General features: G+C 63.6%; 15 protein-coding genes. 8 read left to right on the forward strand and 7 right to left on the reverse strand.

Features of this window, described 5'->3' with window-relative positions; all coding sequences use genetic code 11:
- Nucleotides 1-3 precede the first annotated feature (3 nt).
- Entirely contained in the window at nucleotides 4-747 is a 744-nt protein-coding gene (locus N551_RS0127960; protein ID WP_027569731.1) for a tyrosine-protein phosphatase, read from the reverse strand.
- A gap of 167 nt (nucleotides 748-914) precedes the next feature.
- A complete protein-coding gene (locus tag N551_RS37460) occupies nucleotides 915-1,118 on the reverse strand; it encodes a DUF2735 domain-containing protein (RefSeq protein ID WP_007591835.1) in 204 nt (67 codons plus the stop codon).
- A 538-nt stretch (nucleotides 1,119-1,656) separates the two neighbouring features.
- On the opposite strand from N551_RS37460, the gene N551_RS0127965 reads away from it, so the two are divergent.
- The 4 genes from N551_RS0127965 (at nucleotide 1,657) to N551_RS0127980 (ending at nucleotide 5,144) form a co-directional block, all read left to right on the forward strand.
- Entirely contained in the window at nucleotides 1,657-2,691 is a 1,035-nt protein-coding gene (locus N551_RS0127965) for a glutamine synthetase beta-grasp domain-containing protein (RefSeq protein WP_007591833.1), read from the forward strand.
- A gap of 195 nt (nucleotides 2,692-2,886) precedes the next feature.
- Nucleotides 2,887-3,588: a GrlR family regulatory protein gene (locus N551_RS0127970; RefSeq protein WP_027569732.1), complete on the forward strand. Its 702-nt coding sequence runs from the start codon at nucleotides 2,887-2,889 to the stop codon at nucleotides 3,586-3,588.
- Between the two features lie 18 nt (nucleotides 3,589-3,606).
- Nucleotides 3,607-4,290 carry a substrate-binding domain-containing protein gene (locus N551_RS0127975; RefSeq protein ID WP_027569733.1) on the forward strand — a complete coding sequence of 228 codons (684 nt, stop codon included), beginning with the start codon at nucleotides 3,607-3,609 and terminating at the stop codon, nucleotides 4,288-4,290.
- Nucleotides 4,291-4,322: 32 nt separating this feature from the next.
- The gene (locus N551_RS0127980; RefSeq protein WP_027569734.1) at nucleotides 4,323-5,144 is read left to right on the forward strand and encodes a tetratricopeptide repeat protein; all 822 of its coding nucleotides are present in this window, start codon (nucleotides 4,323-4,325) and stop codon (nucleotides 5,142-5,144) included.
- A 105-nt stretch (nucleotides 5,145-5,249) separates the two neighbouring features.
- Here the strand turns inward: N551_RS0127980 and N551_RS0127985 are convergent, their stop codons facing one another.
- Nucleotides 5,250-5,699, reverse strand: a complete 450-nt coding sequence (locus N551_RS0127985) for a hypothetical protein (protein ID WP_245287858.1) — start codon at nucleotides 5,697-5,699, stop codon at nucleotides 5,250-5,252.
- A gap of 338 nt (nucleotides 5,700-6,037) precedes the next feature.
- Here N551_RS0127985 and N551_RS0127990 point away from each other — a divergent pair, with 338 nt between their 5' ends.
- A complete protein-coding gene (locus N551_RS0127990) occupies nucleotides 6,038-6,742 on the forward strand; it encodes a GrlR family regulatory protein (RefSeq protein ID WP_027569736.1) in 705 nt (234 codons plus the stop codon).
- A 380-nt stretch (nucleotides 6,743-7,122) separates the two neighbouring features.
- Nucleotides 7,123-8,886, forward strand: a complete 1,764-nt coding sequence (locus N551_RS0127995; protein ID WP_027569737.1) for a methyl-accepting chemotaxis protein — start codon at nucleotides 7,123-7,125, stop codon at nucleotides 8,884-8,886.
- 1,134 nt (nucleotides 8,887-10,020) lie between these two features.
- On the opposite strand, the gene N551_RS0128005 is transcribed toward N551_RS0127995, so the two are convergent.
- Nucleotides 10,021-10,884 (reverse strand): helix-turn-helix transcriptional regulator, encoded by an 864-nt coding sequence (locus tag N551_RS0128005; protein WP_245287859.1) that lies wholly within the window; start codon nucleotides 10,882-10,884, stop codon nucleotides 10,021-10,023.
- Between the two features lie 264 nt (nucleotides 10,885-11,148).
- On the opposite strand from N551_RS0128005, the gene N551_RS37470 reads away from it, so the two are divergent.
- Nucleotides 11,149-14,289, forward strand: a complete 3,141-nt coding sequence (locus N551_RS37470; RefSeq protein ID WP_051462932.1) for an autotransporter domain-containing protein — start codon at nucleotides 11,149-11,151, stop codon at nucleotides 14,287-14,289.
- A 318-nt stretch (nucleotides 14,290-14,607) separates the two neighbouring features.
- Complete coding sequence (locus N551_RS0128015) at nucleotides 14,608-15,294, forward strand: outer membrane protein (protein ID WP_027569740.1); 687 nt, start codon at nucleotides 14,608-14,610, stop codon at nucleotides 15,292-15,294.
- 198 nt (nucleotides 15,295-15,492) lie between these two features.
- On the opposite strand, the gene N551_RS0128020 is transcribed toward N551_RS0128015, so the two are convergent.
- Genes N551_RS0128020 through N551_RS0128030 form a run of 3 tightly spaced genes read right to left on the reverse strand, consistent with a single transcriptional unit; the run spans nucleotide 15,493 to nucleotide 19,411 of the window.
- A complete protein-coding gene (locus tag N551_RS0128020; protein ID WP_027569741.1) occupies nucleotides 15,493-16,110 on the reverse strand; it encodes a hypothetical protein in 618 nt (205 codons plus the stop codon).
- Nucleotides 16,111-16,118: 8 nt separating this feature from the next.
- Nucleotides 16,119-16,643 carry a (2Fe-2S)-binding protein gene (locus N551_RS0128025; RefSeq protein WP_027569742.1) on the reverse strand — a complete coding sequence of 175 codons (525 nt, stop codon included), beginning with the start codon at nucleotides 16,641-16,643 and terminating at the stop codon, nucleotides 16,119-16,121.
- Entirely contained in the window at nucleotides 16,640-19,411 is a 2,772-nt protein-coding gene (locus N551_RS0128030) for a xanthine dehydrogenase family protein molybdopterin-binding subunit (protein WP_027569743.1), read from the reverse strand. Before N551_RS0128030 ends, N551_RS0128025 begins: the two co-directional genes overlap by 4 nt.
- Between the last annotated feature and the right edge of the window lie 185 nt (nucleotides 19,412-19,596).

Raw genomic sequence — 19,596 nt, forward strand, 5'->3', positions numbered from 1 at the left:
CGCTTACGATTGCAAATAGCGCGCCTTCAGTGCGGTCCGTTCCGCTGTGCCGAGCTTGAGACCGTCGCGCAAGTAGGTTTCGAGATCGCCATACTCGCTACCGACGGCCTCGAAAGCAGCGGCAAGATACGAGGCCTCGACGGTGCCGATCGCGTCGAGAACATCGGCGGGAAGATCGGAGACATTTGATGCGTCGCGCTTGTAGTGCCGGTTGGTCAAGAGGTAGTCCTCGGCAATGATTTCGTCGGCGACGCCGAGCGCATGCAGGATCAGCGCGCTGGCAAAGCCGGTGCGGTCCTTGCCGGCGGTGCAATGAATGACCAGTGGCGCGCGGTCCTCCAGGAGATGACCGAACAGGTTGCGGAAACTGGCCGTGTTGTGGCGGACGTAGTTGCGATAGGATTCGCGCATGAGTTCGAGCGCGACCGGCGCGGTCAGCCTGCCCCTGGCGAGCTCGGCGCGCAGCGCGGCCACGACCGTCGGCTCGATCGGCAGTGAGTGCACGGCGATCTCGCTGACCACGCAGACACCCGCCGCGCGCTCATCGACGCCGCGAAAATCGAAGGCGCTGCGCACGCCCAGCGCGCGGACGATCTCGACATCGGCGGCAGTGAGCTGGCCGAGATGGTTGGAGCGGAAGATGTGCCGCCAGCGCGTGGTGCGGCCATCTGCGGTCGGATAGCCGCCGAGGTCGCGAAAATTGCTGGCGCCTTGCAGGGCGAGATGGCGGGTAGGGGAGTCTTTCATGGAGGTGTCTTGTCACGCATCTGAAGCGGTCGGTGACCGCCTGTGCGACCATATGATCCCGCAATCAAGTCCGGAATCAAAAAGGGCCGAAACACCGTTGTTTCGACCCTTTTTCGACTGACGCCGGGCATTGAGAGACCGCGGCGGTATTGAACCGAACGCAGGCATCAGCGATCCCATTTCGGCTTGGCTTCATCGACTGCTTCCTGATGGTACCAGCTGCCGCTGCAAATCGTCTCGTTCACGGGGAGCGAGGCGTGGTTGGCGGGAAGGCGGGTCTCACCGTTGCGGCGCCCCCCGAGAGCCGAGCGGCCCCCGACAGGGAATTGGTAGATCTGTGCAGATCCGTGACTCAGTCCATTGTTCATCATTGCGGTATCTCCCGAGATCGCAGCGCTGGGCCTCCATGGTGCGCCCGACTCGTTGGCTTGTGGTTGCTGGAATCCCCATATCGGCCGTGCATTCCGAAATGCAAAGTGCTGAAAAGGAAATCAGCCTTGGCCTATTTTGTAGGCAGACTGCATTCTGCTTCCTCTAAGGCAGCGCTCGGGTGGCTAACGCGTGGGCCGTTGCGAAGGTTGCGGGCGACGGTCGCAGACTTCGCGAATATTGCCGGACGTTGATGCGCGTTTAGCCGGCAACCTCAGGCCGGGGCCTGCCTGCTCCAGAATCGGGCGATTTCCGCGGGATTTTTGCGGTGCAGCTTCACGCAAAGGTGCGCCGCTATGACGCACGGCGCGCTGGCCGATCCGCCGGGAGGGAGAGGGGGCCGGCCGCGGTGGAAAACCTCCCGCGCTGCGGCCTTTTGGCACGTTAAATGCTTGGAAAGGGTCGGCCGATGTTGGCCGGGTAAACAATCGTGCGGGGGCCTGCGGCCCCCACCTTTCGCATCATCTACAGAGAGGCTCAATGACCAAGTATAAGCTCGAGTACATCTGGCTCGACGGATATACGCCGACTCCGAACTTGCGCGGCAAAACTCAGATCAAGGAATTCGCGTCGTTCCCGACGCTCGAGCAGCTTCCGCTCTGGGGCTTCGATGGCTCCTCCACCCAGCAGGCTGAAGGCCACAGCTCCGATTGCGTGCTGAAGCCGGTCGCGGTGTTCCCGGATGGCGCCCGCACCAACGGCGTGCTCGTGATGTGCGAAGTCATGATGCCCGACGGCAAGACGCCGCACTCGACCAACAAGCGCGCCACCATTCTCGACGATTCCGGCGCCTGGTTCGGTTTCGAGCAGGAATACTTCTTCTACAAGGACGGCCGTCCGCTCGGCTTCCCGGCCTCCGGCTATCCGGCCCCGCAGGGTCCGTACTACACCGGCGTTGGCTTCTCGAATGTCGGCGACGTCGCCCGCAAGATCGTCGAAGAGCATCTCGACCTCTGCCTGGCTGCCGGCATCAACCATGAAGGCATCAACGCGGAAGTCGCGAAGGGCCAGTGGGAATTCCAGATCTTCGGCAAAGGCTCCAAGAAGGCCGCAGACGAAATGTGGATGGCCCGCTACCTGATGCTGCGCCTGACCGAGAAGTACGGCATCGACATCGAGTTCCACTGCAAGCCGCTCGGCGACACCGACTGGAACGGCTCCGGCATGCACGCCAACTTCTCGACCGAGTACATGCGTACGGTCGGCGGCAAGGAGTACTTCGAGGCGCTGATGGCGGCCTTCGACAAGAACCTGATGGACCACATCGCCGTCTACGGCCCGGACAACGACAAGCGTCTGACCGGCAAGCACGAGACCGCGCCCTGGAACAAGTTCAGCTACGGCATTGCCGATCGCGGTGCTTCCATCCGCGTGCCGCACTCCTTCGTCAACAACGGTTACAAGGGCTATCTGGAAGACCGTCGTCCGAATTCGCAGGGCGACCCATACCAGATCGCTTCGCAGATCCTGAAGACGATCGCCTCCGTGCCGGCCGACAAGAAGGCGGCCGCCTAAGATCCTCCCGGCCCGGGCTGGGGGGCTGGCCCGGGTTGGACTTCGATCCGCCGAAGCCGAAAGGCTTCGGCGGATTTTTCATTCCGATGACAGCCGTTGCGGAAGACTCCCCGGATATCATGGCGGGAAATTTGTCCATCGTCGCCGAAAGCGGAGTAGAGTGCGCCTGGATGCGTGTAGGGCCGGGGACGGCTGGTGTTTGAAGGCTTCTACAAGGTGAGATTTCAGCTCGGCGACGGGGTCGGCCGAAGCGTGATGCATGCTGGCAACGGCAAGATGCTCGGCGGTAATTCGGCCTTCGCCCATATCGGCACCTACGCCAAGACCGAAGCCGGCGTCGACATCGTGATCAACACGGTCCGCCACAACCCCGATCCGACCTATCGCGCCATGGCGGGCACGGACGATGCGACCCTGCTGGCCAAGGGCTGGGCCGACGGCGATCTCTATCGCTTCAAGGGCGAGCTCAAGGAGCTGCCCGGCGTACCCTTTCAGTCGTTGATGACGCCGATCACCGAAGACGAGATGCCGATCGCCGGCGGCGTCGGCGAGGCCGGCATCGCCGACGGGCTTTACTCGGTGCATCTGCGCATGCTCGACGGCGTCGACGGCGGTCTCACCGGCGTGATGCTGCTCAACAAGGGTCGCATCCTCGGCGGCGACGCATCATTCTACTATCTCGGCAGCTACACCGCCGCCAACGGGCGCTGGAAGGGCCAGATCCTCAATCAGGAGCACACGCCGGCCAAGGACGACCCGATCTTCGGCGGCCACGAGGTCGGCATCGGCTTCTCCGGCACTTATGATGCCGAGGAGGCGGTCCTGGAGGCAACGGCGCTCGCCGGCAAGCGCAGCCTGCGCCTGACCGCCGCGCTCAAGCTGATGCACCGCGCCTGATCGCCACGGGAATCGCTGATGGAAACAATTCGCATGCTTTCGACGCTCGGCCTGATGGGCGCGATGCGCAGCCTGTCCTCCGCGCACGAGGCCGCGACCGGCGTCCGCATCGACGCCGACTTTGCGCCGACCCTGGCGCTGCTCAAACGGTTGCGGGACGGCGAGGCCGCCGATCTCGTGATCCTCACCCGCGAAGGGCTCGACGAGATGATCGGCGAGGGCCGCGTCGTCTCAGGGAACGCAGCCGATCTCGCGCGCTCCTTCGTCGGCATCGCGGTGCGGGCAGGGCAAGCACATCCCGACATCGCCACCGCATGCGCGCTGCGCGACACGCTGCTGGCGGCGCGGTCCGTGGCCTATTCGCGGCTGGGCGCGAGCGGCGTGTACTTCGCCCAGCTGGTCGTCCGGATGGGGATCGCGGCCCAGATCAATGCCAAGGCCACCATCGTCGAGCAGGGCTTTACCGCAGAGCGGCTCGTGACCGGCGAAGCTGACCTCGCCGTGCAGCAGATCAGCGAGCTGAAGCAGGTCGAAGGCATCGAGGTGGTCGGCCCGGTCCCGCACGATCTGCAAACGCCGGCCGTGTTCTCCGCCGGCCGGATGGCCAACGCCGAGCACGCCGAAGCCGCTGACCGGCTGCTGCGCTATCTGGCATCGCCCGAGGTCATTCCCGTGCTGCGCCAATCGGGGCTGGAGCCTTGAATTTGCCGGGGCCACGACGCAACCTGGCGTCCATGCGGACTTTCCTCGTTGCCATCCTCCTCACGCTTGCGGCGCCGTTGTCGGCGCATGCGCAATCGGCCGATCTCGTCCTGTGCGACCGGGTCGCCGCCGACCCCAGCGATCCCGACAAGCCGGCCGACATGAGGGGCGTGACGGAGATTGCGGCCTCCGACGTTGCGACCGCCATCAAGTTCTGCAAGCAGGCCGCGCCGTCATCGCGACGCGCGATGTTCGCGCTCGGCCGCGCCTATGCGGCCAACCGGCAGACGGCGGAAGCGATGGCAGCCTGGCGCAAGGCCGCCGACAAGGGATCGAGTGCGGCGATGGTCGAGCTCGGTGTGGCCTACGGCACCGGCTCCGGTGTCGCCAGGGATGAAGCGCAGGCGCGCAAATTGTTCGAGAAGGCGGCGCAGGCCGGCAATCCCCGCGGCATCAGCAATCTCGCCGCGCTCAGTGGTACCGGCGGTGCCGCGCCGGCCGATCCCGCACAGGCGCGCGCATTGCTCGGCAGGGCCGCCGAGACCAATGCCGAGGCGCAGTACCAGCTCGGCGTGATGCTCTCCGAAGGTACCGGCGGGGCGAAGGACGACGCCGCGGCGCGCGCGCTGTTCGAGAAGGCGGCCGCGCAAAACCATCCCGGCGCGCTGGAGCGGATGGGTGCCTTCGCACAGGAAGGCCGCGGCGGGCCAAAGGACAAGGACGCCGCGAAATCCTATTACGAGCGCGCCGCAGCGCTCGGCGATGCGGATGCCAAGCAGGCGCTGGAGCGGCTGCGCTGTCCCTATGCGATCAAGGACAAGCAGGGCAAGCTCGTCACCACGCTGTGCTTCTAAAGCGCGTTGAACGCGCTTTGGATTTATTTGGGAGCATGATCTCTTCGGAAAACCGCTGTGCACTTTGCGCCAACGCGGCCCTGCGGGTCCGGATCATGCTGTAGCTCATTTGTAGTAGTAGGCGACGTTGTTGCGGGCGTCGCGATAGGTCATCTCGAGGAAATCGGGATAGTGCGCGGAGGCCTTCGCCACCGCGCGGACGACGCAGTCCCAGAAATCGCCATCCCAGCTGAAATACGTGAAGGTCGCGTCCTCGAACCTGACGGCGGTGATGATGGCCTGCCTGATCGCGTCGTCATCGGCACGCGGATGAGCGCGCTTCAGATAATCGAACATCGGTCCTTCATGGGCGTGGTCGCGATCCCAGCGGTATTTCGCGCTGATCTGCTCCGGCGTGAGGGTGCGGTTGACGCGGACCTCTTCGGCGGTCGGGCGCCCCTCGACCGAATCCAGCTGGGTGCGTCGGCGCCAAAGCTCGAACGCGGCATCGAGCAGCGGCTGCTTCGCCGCGCTTGCGATGAAGGTTGCGATCTGCGCCTCGGCTGATGGCTCCATGTGATCCATGCCGGTTTGTCGCGCGCCTCAACCGGCGGGTTCGAAGCCGGCTTGGGGGAGTGCGTAAGGGCGGCTCGCGACCGGCCAAACAAAAAACTCGAAAAACAACCCCATGCACAGTAGCCAAGTGTTTGAAATCGCAGCTCCGCAAATGGTGTGAAATCGCCTCCTGCGGAATTGCCGAAATCTATTGCGCCGTCGGGCAAAACAGGCGCATGATGGCATCATGGCAGGGTGTGGCTTCGCGAATGCCCCTGCGCGAAAAAGCCCGATGGTCTTGGTGCGATGGCGGTGCTAGGTAGCGCGTGCTTTCCTTCTGATATTCCGGGTCAATTGCGTTGCTGGACGGACTCTACAAGGTTGAATACGGGGTCAACGATGCCTTCGGCCGCAGCATCATGTGCATGCATGACGGCAAGCTGCTGGGCGGCAATTCGGCATTCGCGCATCTCGGAAGCTATTTCGAGCGCGACGGCGAGATCATCGCCGAAGTCATCACCGAACGGCATAACGACGATCCCAACTACAAGCCGCTGATGGGGGCCGACGTCGCCTCGATCGGCGCGCGCGGCCGGCTCGTTGGCAACCAGATCCGTCTCGCGGGCAGCGCGGACACGGTGCCGGGCGCCGGTTTCTGGGCCAATCTCACCCGGCTCGATGACGAGGGGTTGCCGCCGCAGGGGACGATTGGTCCGGGCGGGGTGGTGAACGGGCTCTATGCGATCCACCTGCGCGCGCTCGACGGCGTCGATGCCGGGCTCTCCGGCGTCATGCTGCTGATGGACGGCCGCATCCTCGGGGGCGATGCGTTCTTCTACTATCTCGGCTCCTATTCCTCGGCCGACGGCCGCTGGAAGGGCGAAATCCTCAACCAGGAGCACACGCCGGCGAAAGGCGAGAACCCCGTGTTCGGCGGCTATGAGGTCGGGATCGGCTTCTCCGGAACCTGCACGGCCGACAGCGGTGAGCTCGAAGGCATCGCACTCGCCGGCAAGCGCAGCTTGCGGCTGGCAGCATCGCTCAAGCTGATGCGACGGGCGTAGGGCGGTTATTCAAAGGTCCGGGGTGTCCGCTTGCGAAGATAAGCAGGCTGGCGTTCCGCTGAGGTCGAGGTCAGCACGTGACCCCATTGCGGATCTCTCGTTGAACTTCCGATAGCGGCGCTTCTGAACGAAGCGTCATTCGGTAATTCCGCCATTGCAGATCATCCTCGATCGCACCACCACCGTGTCAACCTGTGCCGTTCCGGCGAGGACGCCCAAAATTGCGAGCAGGGTGGATCCGTATTTTTACGTAACGGAATGTTAAGACTAACAATACCAGCCGTGCCTCAGATTTAGGCAGAGCACCGCCGCTCGCCCCCCAAATCATCAATTGCCGACCGCACATCGTTGATGGGCTGAACACATTTTGAGGAAACGACATGATTGGCATGATCCAGAATTTGCGCATTGGAACCAAGCTTGGGATCGCTTCGGCCCTGAGCATTCTTCTGGTGGGCCTGATGATCTACACCCAGATGTCCGGCAACTTGGCGGTTAAAAGAGCTAATCAGACTGCGACCGAGCAACAGACAATCGCGCTCACTGCTGCAGAGGCGAAGGCGGCGCAGCGCGGCATGCAGATCGGCCTTCGCGACATGCGCCTCGCCAATGGCCCCGAGAGCTTCAAAGCGGCGAGCGAGTACCTTGCGGCCCGGGTGACGCGGGCACACGGATTTGCCGACGCGATGTTGAAGCTGAGCCATTCCCCGGAAAATCGAGGACGCATGGAGAAGCTCAAGGGCGGTATTGGAGAATATGCCAAGGGTGCCCAGCAGATCGCAGCGATCAAGACCGAGATCATTGGGATCGAAGCTAAGCGCGTCGCCGGCGGCGAACTGCCGGCTGATGCTGTTGCAAAGATCGCAAAACTCAACGACGAGGCAGTCCGCGTCGCTCGCGAGGTGACTTTGCCCGTCGCGAACGAAGTTGAGGTGCTGGCCAACAAAATTGTTGAATTTTCGAAGAGCAGCGCCGATGAGGCCAATGTCACTGCCGCAAAGGAAATGGCTTCAGCCGAACTCATGTCGCTGGCGATCGGCCTGTCGGCAGCGTTATTGTTGGTCGCAAGCTGCGTGTTCTCGATTTTCAGCATTGCCCGTCCCATGCGCGCATTGAGCCTTTCCATGGAGAAGCTTGCCGAGGGTGATTTCGGAGTGGTGCTGCCCGGCCTCGGCCGTAAGGACGAGGTTGGCCAGGTCGCTGGAGCGGTCGAGAAATTCAAGGTGGTGTCGGCACAGAAGGCCCAAGCGGAAGCCGAAGCCAAGATCAAGCAGGACCAAGTTGCCGCGCAGCAGCGCAAGGCGGACATGATCAAGCTCGCTGATGGTTTTGAAGGCGCTGTCGGCGAGATCATCGAAACCGTGTCTTCGGCCTCGACCGAACTCGAGGCCTCCGCGGCAACGCTCACTTCCACCGCCGAGCGAGCGCAGGAGCTCACCACCATGGTCGCTGCGGCCTCGGAGGAAGCCTCAACCAATGTGCAGTCTGTGGCGTCCGCCACTGAGGAACTGACGTCGTCCGTCAATGAGATCAGCCGCCAAGTGCAGGAATCGGCGCGAATGGCCAATGATGCCGTCAACCAGGCCCGCACCACCAACGATCGAGTCGGCGAGTTGTCGAAGGCTGCCGCGCGCATCGGCGATGTGGTAGAACTGATCAACACCATAGCCGGCCAGACCAATCTGCTGGCTCTCAACGCAACCATCGAGGCGGCCCGTGCTGGCGAGGCCGGTCGCGGCTTCGCAGTCGTGGCTTCGGAGGTTAAAGCCCTGGCCGAGCAGACCGCAAAGGCGACCGGCGAGATCGGTCAGCAGATCACCGGTATTCAAGCCGCGACCCAGGAATCGGTGAGCGCCATCAAGGAAATCAGCGGCACCATCGAGCGGCTGTCGGAGATTTCGTCAACCATTGCCGCAGCAGTCGAAGAGCAGGGCGCGGCGACGCAGGAGATTTCCCGCAACGTCCAGCAGGCGGCGCAAGGCACCCAGCAGGTCTCCTCCAACATCATGGATGTGCAGCGGGGAGCTAGTGAGACCGGGTCGGCTTCCTCGCAAGTTTTATCTGCTGCGCAGTCACTCTCAGGTGATTCTAATCGCCTCAAGCTGGAGGTTGGCAAGTTTCTTAGCACAGTGAGGGCTGCGTAGTCCTGGGCCCGGATATCTGGAGGCAAATGCACTCGAGCGATATGAAGCCTTCAATAACGAGGCAGACCAAAAGCTCGAAAGCTTCTATGGAGGATGGCTTCTGTTTTCGCGAGCGCATGGTCCCTGCCGGCCGCCGCTAGTTTGCGGCGTCACGGATTTGAATCGTGATCGACGTGCTGACTTCCTCTGTTGGCCCATCGCTTCGGTTGACGCGGTGCGATGCATGTCGGCTCGAGAGTTTAGAGCGGAAGTTTGCAGCCGAGAGCCAGTTCGGCGTGGTGAGATACATGTGGTGAGTTGACACTTCCGGTGTTGGCCCTTCGCATTGCCCGGACGCCGTGCAGCGATCTATCTGCAGTTCGGGTCAGTCCGGAAGTGCCACGACTCCAGTCAAACCGGCTTTGTTGACCCAAGAGGACATGGAGGTTCGCGTTCTATGCCGATTTGTTCTCATTCTCGGCGCGACACCGGGGCTACTTAACCGCCCGCAGCCTCAGTTGAATTCGCGCTCGCCTGGTTCAATCTGCGGAACAATTGTGCACGTTGGAACTTAGTGATTCTCGCAACCTGAGTGCAGTACAGTGGACCGCGATTTCAAAAACGAAGTCTTTTCCAGCTATCAGCCAAATCCGACCAAGCCCTGCAATCACTGTGGCCGAAGGCTGGCCCTCGCGGTGAAGATGCTCAACCCGGATACCGGTGGAATCGTTCGCATGTTCAAGTGCCAGTGCGGCGAGCAAACCTGGACTGAGAACAAAGAGTAAGGCTGCCGCGTCGGCGCGCTCATGCACTGCGACTTCTGCTCTTGGACCATCAGCGAAGTAGCGGCGCATTTCATTGAGGGCCGCGTGGTTATCGCATCGAAGCTCGACTGCTGCGACCGGTGGCGGTTTCGCCGGAAGGCCGGGTCAGTTGCGAAGTCCTGATCTAAGAAATTTCGACCACGCGAGAGCCCGGTGCCGCAGCGGCTCTTTGACTTGCGAGGCGCGCCACAGACCAAAGGGCTTCGGTTGTATAGAACTCCCATCAAACGATTTCCTCGTCGGTCAAGGGGTGCATCGGCCCGCCGTCCGTGTTTGAGAACAGCCTCTACCGACCTGTGTCAGGCCGGGTTAACTGCGGACTTGAGTTCGTTTATTGCAGCTTGCCGAGCCACAGGGCGGCGAGCGACTGGCGACTGCGCACGCCGAACTTGGCGTAGATCGACTTGACGTGAAAATGCGTGGTGTTCGGACTCTGCTCGAGCTTTTGCGCGATCTGCCTTTCCGTGTCCCCTGCGAGCAGTCCGAGCAACACCCGGCGTTCAGCTGGCGTGAGGGGCGCGTTGGCGATGAGCAGACCATGGCTGAGCAATTGTTGACGGTGAAACCATCTCAAGGCGCGCATCACGGAGCCCAGACGCTGGCCGTCCTGTGCCGTAAAGCGGGGTTGCTGGGCATCACGAAACACGAACAGGCGAATCCTCAAATCGTCATTGAGTGCGATGCGCACGGAAATGCTGTCGGCGAAGCCGACATCCAGATAGTGCCGACGATAGTGCTTGCCCTCGAACCATGCCGGCGGCAGCGTTTCGAACAGCAGGCGGACGCGGAACGGCTCATCGCCCGACATTGACAGGATCTGCGACAGGTCGACGTCGTCCGACCAGAGCGTATCGTACTGCTTCTGCACGGATGCCGCGACCGCCGGTACCGGGTCCAGCACCCTGACGAGGCGCGGACGCCAGCCGAGCAGGGGATCGGCCCGCTTCGGCGAAGGCAATCGCACGACCACGCCCCACAGCACATTGCGTGCCGACAACATGGTGCGCAGTGCGGACATCAGGTGGGTCAGCGCAGCATCACCATCGGCTACCGAGAAGTCGGCCAGTTGATCCCAGAGTGCATAGACGTCTTGATTTTGCGGATCGATGGGATCCGTGGAGAGAAGCATGTCATTCCCAGTGCGCGTGCAGAGTTTCTCTGACCTCAGAGGTCGCCGACCTGCGCGGGCATACATAAAGCACGGCGAACCACCTTTCTAGGTAGTTCTCAGACCTATCCAGTGGCGCGATATTCGGCGCCGTGACTGGGAAGACGGATTCTCTCAGCGTAGCGACATTGGGAGATCAGCGATGCGTACGACGACGGGCGCGCGCCGGCTTAGATGGCCCGGCGAAGGCCGGACGGACAGGCGATGGCCCGGCTCTTTCTTCGTCCTGTCAGGCGCTATTCCGGCACTCGCAGCTTCCACTGGCCAGGGTGCCGGCGGTGGAGCAATGAAGTGAAGAATACGCCTGCCCGTCGACAGCGCCGCGAGCTTCTGGTGCGATCAACTCTCCTGAGCGGCACGGCTTATGCCCTGATCAGTTGCACCTGTGCGCACGCCCAGACGGTCATCAATGTGTCCGACGGTGCCAGCCTGTCGGCGGCGATCGCGCAGGCCGACAGCAATGCCAGCGCGAGTTATGTCATCAATTTCCAGAACAACATCACGCTGACTGGCGCAGCGGCCGACACGCTCAGCGCCTTCAACACCACCAGCAACGTCACGGTGAATGGCGGCGGCTTCAGGCTGGACGGCGGTGGCGTGCAGCGCGGGTTCTTTGTCTACGCAGGCACTGTCGCCATTAACAATCTGACGATCCAGAACACCCAGGCGCTTGGCGGCGACGGGGGCAACGTTGGATTCGGTAGCGGGGGCGGCGCTGGCGGCCTCGGTGCAGGCGGCGCGCTGTTCGTGGCGAGCGGTGGCCATGTGACCGTGAGCAACGTCGTTCTTTCAGGCAACAACGCAACCGGCGGCGCCGGCGCTGTCGGCGGTGACGGCGTGCCGGGCGCAGGAACGGCCGGCGGCGCAGGCGGCGGTCTCGGCGGCCATGCAGTGGGCGGGTTCGCCGGTGGCGGTGTCGGACGCGGCGCCGATGGCGACACAGGGGCCGGAGGCGGGGCGGGCATTGTCGTTGGTGCGGCAAGTGGCGGACAGGGTTTCGGCGGCTCCCCCGGTGGCATTAACGGCGGAGGTGGCGGCGATGGAGGTGCCGGCGGGATCGGCGGAAGTCCCATATTCGGCAATGGCCAAGGCGGTTTCGGCGGCGGCGGCACTCATAGTGCTGCGGACGACAGAGGCGGCTCGGGGGGATTTGGCGGCGGCGGCGCAGGGGGTCACTCGATAGCGGGCCATCAGGGAGGCGCTGGTGGCGTTGGTGGCGGCGGCGGCGGCGGCGGCGGGGCAGACCATTTGGGTGAGGTGGCCGGAACCGGCGGGAGTAGAGGATTTGGTGGTGGCGTCGGTGGCAACGGCAGCAGCATCGCGGCGAACGGTGGCAGTGGTGGAGGTGGCGGCGGCGGCGGCGGCGCCGGATTGGGCGGCGCCATGTTCGTTCAGGAGGGCGGCTCGCTAACGATCGCCGGCGCGTTCAACGTCAACGGCGGCAGCGTCGCCGGGGGAGTCGGCGGCACGGGCGGCAACGGTTTTGGCGGCGTGGACAATGGCACGGCGGGTAGTGGCGGTTCTGCTTTCGGAGCCGGCATCTTCCTTCAAGGCAACGGCATCCTCAACTTCCAGCCCGGCGGCGGCGCGACGCAAACGCTTTCAGACGGCATCGCCGACCAGACCGGTTCTGGCGGCACGGGTGTCGAGGCCGGAATATGGGGACTGAACAAGAACGGCGTCGGCACGCTGGTGCTCTCGGCGGCCAACACCTATAGCGGCGCAACGATGGTAGACGGCGGAACGCTGCGCGCCGGACACGCCGCCGCGTTCGGGACCAGCAATCAGTTTTCGGTCGCGGGCGGCGCGACGCTGGATTTGAACGGCTTCAACCAGACATTCGCCGTTTTGCAAGGCGCCGGCACGGTGACCGGCGCCAGCAGCACGATCTCCGGCATGTTTACGCCTGGCAACGGCACGCCGGGTTCGTCGATGGTGATAACGGGCAATCTCGCGTTCCAGGCGGCCGCGCAATATCTGGTCCAAATCGACCCCACGACGGCCTCATTCACGGTCGTCAACGGTACAGCGACGCTTGGCGGCGCTGCGGTGGGCGCCAGCTTTGCGCCCGGGACCTATGTGCAGAAAAAGTACATCATCCTCACCGCGACGGGCGGCGTCAGCGGTGCCTTCGGTGGCGTGATTACTTCCAGTGCGCCATCGAACTTTTCTTCGACGTTGAGCTACGATGCCAACAACGTCTACCTGGACATGGTCTTGAATTTTGGCATTCCAGGCGGCCTCAACCCCAATCAGCAGGCGGTCGGCGACGCGCTGACGAAGTTCTTCAACACCACCGGCGGCATTCCCGCAGTGTTCGCAAACATGTCGCCGAAGGGGCTCTCGCAGGCGGCCGGCGAGACCGGAACGGGATCGCAGCAATCCACGTTCAACGCGATGAACCAGTTCATGGGCGTCATGACCGACCCGTTCATTGCCGGACGCGATGACGGCGGAACTGCCGGCGGCAACGCCCCCGGTTATGCCGACGAGGAAGCGCTCGCCTTTGCCGCGAAGAAGCGCAATCTGAACGATGCGCTGGCGGCGATTTACACCAAGGCGCCAGCTGCGGTGCCGTTCCAGCAGCGCTGGAGCGTGTGGGCGGCCGGCTTCGGCGGCTCGCAAACGACGAATGGCAACAACGTGACCGGCTCCAATGCGGCGACGTCGCAGGTCTTTGGCACAGCTGTTGGCGCTGACTATCGCTTCTCGCCGTTTACCATCGCCGGCTTCTCGCTGGCCGGCGGCGGTACCAGTTTCAGCGTCGCCAATAACGGCACCGGGCGTTCCGACCTGTTCCAGGCCGGCGCGTTCGTTCGGCACACTATCGGCGCCGCCTATGTTTCCGGCGCACTCGCCTATGGCTGGCAGGATGTCACCACCGATCGCACCGTCACCATTGCCGGCATCGATCGGCTGCGCGCGCAGTTCAACGCCAATGCCTGGTCCGGCCGCGTCGAGGGCGGTTACCGCTTCGTGGCGCCCCTGATCGGCGGGATCGGCTTCACGCCCTACGGGGCGGGCCAGTTCACCACGTTCGAACTGCCGGCCTATGCGGAAGGTGTCATCTCGGGCAACAACACCTTTACGCTCGCTTATACGGCGAAGAGCGTGACCGACACCCGCAGCGAACTCGGCGTGCGCACCGACAAATCCTTCGCCATGCAGAGCGCGATGCTGACGCTGCGCGGCCGCGTGGCCTGGGCGCATGACTTCAGTTCCGACCGCGGCATCGGTGCGACGTTCCAGACTCTGCCGGGCGCCAGCTTCTTCGTCAACGGCGCCCCGCAGGCTACCGATTCCGCGCTTCTCACCGCATCCGCCGAAACCAAATGGATGAACGGCTGGTCGACCGCCGCGACTTTCGAAGGCGAGTTCTCCAACGTGACGCGCAGCTACGCCGGCAAAGGCGTGGTGCGATATGCGTGGTGAACTCCTCGGGTGGCAGCGGTGCCGTCGGAAATGATCAGGCCGCGCGATCACGTGATGACGCTCGGCGTGAACTACAATTTCGATTGGACTCCGTTCCCGGGACGGAGTGCGCTTGAGAAATGAGATCGATTGGCGCGCTGTTGAGATCGCGAAGAAGCGGCGGCGCGCGGGCGCCGCCGACCCGAATGACGCTGTCTGCTTGCTACCGAGCGTCATTCTTACTGAAAGACGAGTCGGGAGCGTGACGATGAGGACGCACTGCTACCGTTCTCGAAAGCTATGAATACAGTCGATAACTTAAAAAACAGGTGGGCTTTAATGAAGAAGATCTTGATGGCCTCGGTGGCCTTACTGACTATGGTTGGCTCATCATCGGCCGCTGACTTGTACGCAAAGGCGCCGGCCCATGCCGCTCCGGTTTTCAATTGGACAGGTTTCTACGTCGGTGTGAACGCCGGATATGGCGGCGGTGAATCGGCAATCATCACTGAGTCTCCTTTCGGGAGCGGAGTGTTGGCCCTCAAGTCGAACGGATTTCTCGGCGGCGGCCAATTTGGTTACAACTGGCAGGCCGCACAGTTCTTGTATGGCTTCGAAGCTGACATTCAGGGCACCGATGTGAAAAGCAGCCTCGGGATCCCCGCGCTTTTTGGCGCCGCCGCCGGCACGACGGTGGATTATTTCGGTACGGTTCGCGGACGCATTGGTTTCCTGCCGTGGGAGCGTTTCGTCGTTTACGCGACGGGCGGTCTCGCCTATGGACAGACAACAACCAACAGCGGCGTTCCACTCGGGACGAATACGAAACTCGGTTGGACCGCCGGCGCCGGCTTCGAATACATGATCGCACAAAACTGGTCTTTGAAGACCGAGTACCTTTACGTTGACCTGGGCAAGGACGCATTCAACCTAGATCAATTTGGCCTTCCCCCAGGCACCGGCTTCTCTGTCAGCGAAAAAACAGACATGCACGTCGTGCGCGCTGGTGTGAACTATCATTTCTAAGCGAACGAAGCTTAAGCGAACGAAGCTTTCAGACGTTGGCTGAGAACGAGACGCAAGAGGGGCCCCGGCGACGGAGCCCCTCAGTTATTTTTCACACTGCGTTGGTTTGCATTTTCTCGGCGTCGAAGGAGTGAAGCCTCGATGCCCTGTCACCGTACTGCTGCTTCACTGGAGCTTTTTTGTCATGCTTCGACGTCGTCAAGGCGCCGGACACGCCGCTCCGGTCTTCGCCCACGCCTCCACCAGCGCGCCGGCCTGCTGCTGCGTGCCCGGCACGGGTGAGCGGCCGAAGCCGGGCTTCCAGGCCCAGCCGACGAGGGTGTCCTTGCCGATATGGTCGATCAGGTCTTCCACCTTGCGCCCGCCATTGCGCGCGGGATCCCTGATCTGCTCGCAGATCTCGCCGACGGTCTTGCCCTCCCAGGCCATCTCGCGCGGGGCCAGATGCCAGTCGGGATGGCCGGGCATGCGGCCGGGCTCGAAATTGGCCTTCTGGTGGCAGCTGTTGCAGCGCATCGCCTCGAGGCCGTGGCCGTCAGCGCCGCGCGTCACCGGCGGCTGATGCAGGCGGGCATTGTCGCCCTGATGCGGCCTGTCGCCGGCCGGATGACAGTTGGTGCAGCGCGGATGCGTCAGCACCTTGCCGAGCTCAGTGAAGATTGCGGCCGAACGCCTCTCTGTGTCTCCGACCGAAGCAAAGCTCTCGGGCGAGGCGAGGGCGTGGCTTGCCGTCTCCGACGCCGCGTAGCCCGCACTGAGACTGCCGGCGAGTGCGGCGACCACGGCAATCATCTTGAACCGCACGTCGGAGATCATGATGCGTGTCACTTGGTGGCCATGAGGTAGCGCTTCGAGTCGGCGAGGATCACGTCCCGCACCGCCTCGTGATATTTGACGTAGCCGGTGCAGCGACAGAGATGACCGTCGAGCGCGTCCGCGATGGTCTGCTCCAGCGCCTCGCGCGCGACCGGTGTCCGCGACAGGCGCTCCAGCAAGACCTGGCCCTCATTGAGGAAGCCCGCGGTGCAATAGCCGCACTGAAAGGCGAAATGCGCGATGAACGCCTTTTGCAGGGTCGAGAGCTCGCCGTCCCTCGCGTGCCCCTCGACGGTGCGGATCGATTTGCCGTCGAAATTCATGGCGGGCGCGACGCAGGTCGGGCTGGTGGTGCTGGTGCCGTCGGGCGCGTCGACGATGACGGCGCAGCTCAGGCATTGCGCGGCGCCGCAGCCGAACTTGGTGCCGGTCATGCCCAGCATCTCGCGCAGAAAATCGTTCATCGAGAGATCGTCGCGGACGTCCATCGGACCGTGCTTCTGGCCGTTGATGGTGAGGCTGAGGGTCGTCACGCGAGCACTCCCTTCAATAGGCTTGCGGTGACCGGCAGCGCGCGGAAGCGATGGCCGGTGGCGTCGTGGATGGCGTTGATCAGCGCCGGCACGATCGGGATCATCACGACCTCCGCCATGCCCTTCGGCGCTTCGTCTGGTACTAGCGGCTTCAGCATCTCGATCTCGAGATCGCGGAGCGGCAGGTCGGAGCCGCGTGCGACCAGATAGCGCCCGAGATTCCATTCGCCGTTGCCGGGGCCGCCCTCGAAGGGTGGCAGGGTTTCGAGCAGCGCGTAGCCGACGCCCATGGCGAAGCCGCCCTGGGCCTGGCCCATCACCACCTCGGGCACCAGCGCGGTGCCGCATTCGAAAACGCTATAGGCCTTGGCGATGCGAAGCGCGCCGGTTGCGCGCTCGATCTCGACGCGGACGACCGTGCCGCACATCGAGGTGTAGGCGGTGCCGATCCGGTTGTTGTCGGTCGGCGGAAACTTGACGCTGGTGCGGTTGATCCGCTCGAACTTACCGTTGCCTTTGCGGATCGCCAGCGCGTCGATCTCGGCGCGGTATTGCTCGCCGGACAGCGGGAAGCGTGCCCGCGACCACGCCCAGCGCGAGAAGCTGTGCGCAACCGCACCGGTGACGAAGCCGCGCGCGTGAGCTGCCGCCGCGAGCGCAGGGAGGGCGAGCGGTTCGAGGCCGGGCATGATGAGCTGGCCGTTGTGCCAGCTTGCGCTGGCCCATTGCCCCGCGCGCGGATCGGTCTTTGCGATGCGCCACAGCTCAAGCGCCGCGGGCCACAGGCCGAAGCGGAAAATCACGCGGGCGGCTTCCGCGGCGGAATGCGTGCCGACATGCGCGCCGATCGAGGAGCTCGTCGGCGAGCTGATCGCGGGCACCCAGCGCGGGTTCTTCTCCGCGGCATCCTGGGTCTTCTGGTCCATGGTTGAGGGATCGCCGGATGTGACCAGCCCGAGTACGTCATAGCTGTCGACGCGGGCGACCGAGACCTCATCGGCGATGGCGCCGAGATGGCCGGCGACCCGGTTGGCCAGCGCCGTCCCGATGCCGTTGCCCATCTCGACATGATCGCAATAGATGACGATCCTGCCGTCAGGTCCAAGCTCAACGCGTCCGAGCGAGCCGTCCGCACCGGAGCCATAGTCTTTCGTGACGCAGGCAACGCCGGTGCCGACCAGCCGATCCGACGAGGTCTGCTTGAACTGCGCCCGCTGCTGCCAGATCGGATGCTTCTCGAGCTTGTCGAGGATTTCGGGGGTGCGCACCGAGACGATGTAGGGATTGCCCGTCATGGTCCGACCGTTCTGCGGCAGCGCGTTACGCCGCCGGAATTCGATCGGATCGCGCTTGAGCTCGGACGCGGCTTCGTCGATCAGGACCTCCAGCGCCGTCATGGCTTGCAGGATGCCATAGCCGCGCATCGAGCCTGCGCTCACGCCGCGCGAGTGCACCGCGACGGTCCTGACGTCGACCTTCGGAATGTCGTAGATGCCGATCGCGCCGGTGGCCGCGACGATTGCGACGCTGGCCGAGAAATGGGCGAGCCCGCCGCCGTCGAGCACGTGATCGGCGGCGAACGCCTTGATCTTGCCGGTCGCGCGATCGATGCCGATGCGCGAGCGCATCTTGATCGCGTGGCGTTTGATGCCGGCCTGAAATTGCTGGTAGCGGTCATGCGCCAGCCGCACCGGCTTGCCGGGAAAGCAGACCGCCGCGAGCGCAACATAGAGAATGAAAGGCGTGTGATCGCGGCCACCAAAGCCGCCGCCGACATGGGCGAACTGCGCGTTGATGTGCGCCGGCTTGTAGGGCGCGCGGGCCTTGCCGAACAGATGCGCGATCGACTCCGCCGCCTCGTAGGGCGACTGGACGCCAAGCAGCAGTTCGAGATTGCCGCCCTTGCCGTCGTACCAGGCGAGCCCGCATTCCGGCTCGAGGAACATCGGGTCGACCGATTGCGTCTCGAACTCGCGGTCGAGCACCAGCATCGAGGCGTCATTCGCTGCAAGCTCGGCGCGGATCTGCTCGCCATGTTTCGCCGCCTTGGCGTAATCCGCCGGCATGTCCTTCGCGAGCGGCGACCACACCGGCAGCGCCGCGCTCTGCACCTTCTTGGGCGAGACCCAGCCGGCCTGGAGCGGCGAATAGACATCCGGTTGGTCAGGCGAGGGACCTGCCACGCGGGTGAAGCGGAAGGCCCCGTAATCGGGGACGACGACAGGCCCGGTCTCCTCGCCGAATTGGACGAACGTGCCGTCGCGCAGCGCGAGACGCGCCTGGTCGAAGGCGTCGAACTTTTCGAAGATCAAAAGCGCCACCGGCTGTCCCAGATAAAGCGGCGTCTTGCCGATCGGACAGAACAGGTCGCCCGCATAGAATTCCGGCACCTGCGTCCCGATCCGGTCGAGATCGGCGGCTGTCACCACCACCGACGGCTTGAGCGCGCCGCCGAGGCGGGCGAGGTCCAGTCCGGTATAGACATGCGTGGCGTCGTTGGCGCGGACCAGGATCGCGTGCGAGGTGGTCTGTGGCCAGCCCTGCAGATCGTTGGCGCGGAAGTCGGAAGCGTAGAGCTTTGCGCCGGTGACCTTGGCGACGCCGTCGACGCGGCCGGCGCCCGTTGTCGCGGGATTGAACTTGCCGCGTCCGGGCAGCGTCTCGTGCGCTGCGAAGGGCACGCCCGCCGCGGACGCCAGATGTGACAGGCTGACCGAGATGCCTCCCGCCGACAACCACTTCACGAACTCACGTCGCGAAGGCCCCATGATCATATCCTTGTACAGAGTTTCGAGAACATCGGGATGCGGCCAGCATGCGATGTCCGGAGGACATAGGTCAGCGCCAGCGCGAATCCGTCACGATGCATCATGCGACGATAGAACGGGTGAGAAGGTTTACAACCGCTGAATGTCGTGCGCTCGCAGATCGAATTGTGGTTTCGTGCTTGCTT

The sequence above is a fragment of the Bradyrhizobium sp. URHA0013 genome (genome assembly GCF_000518345.1).
In the GTDB taxonomy this organism is placed as follows: domain Bacteria; phylum Pseudomonadota; class Alphaproteobacteria; order Rhizobiales; family Xanthobacteraceae; genus Bradyrhizobium.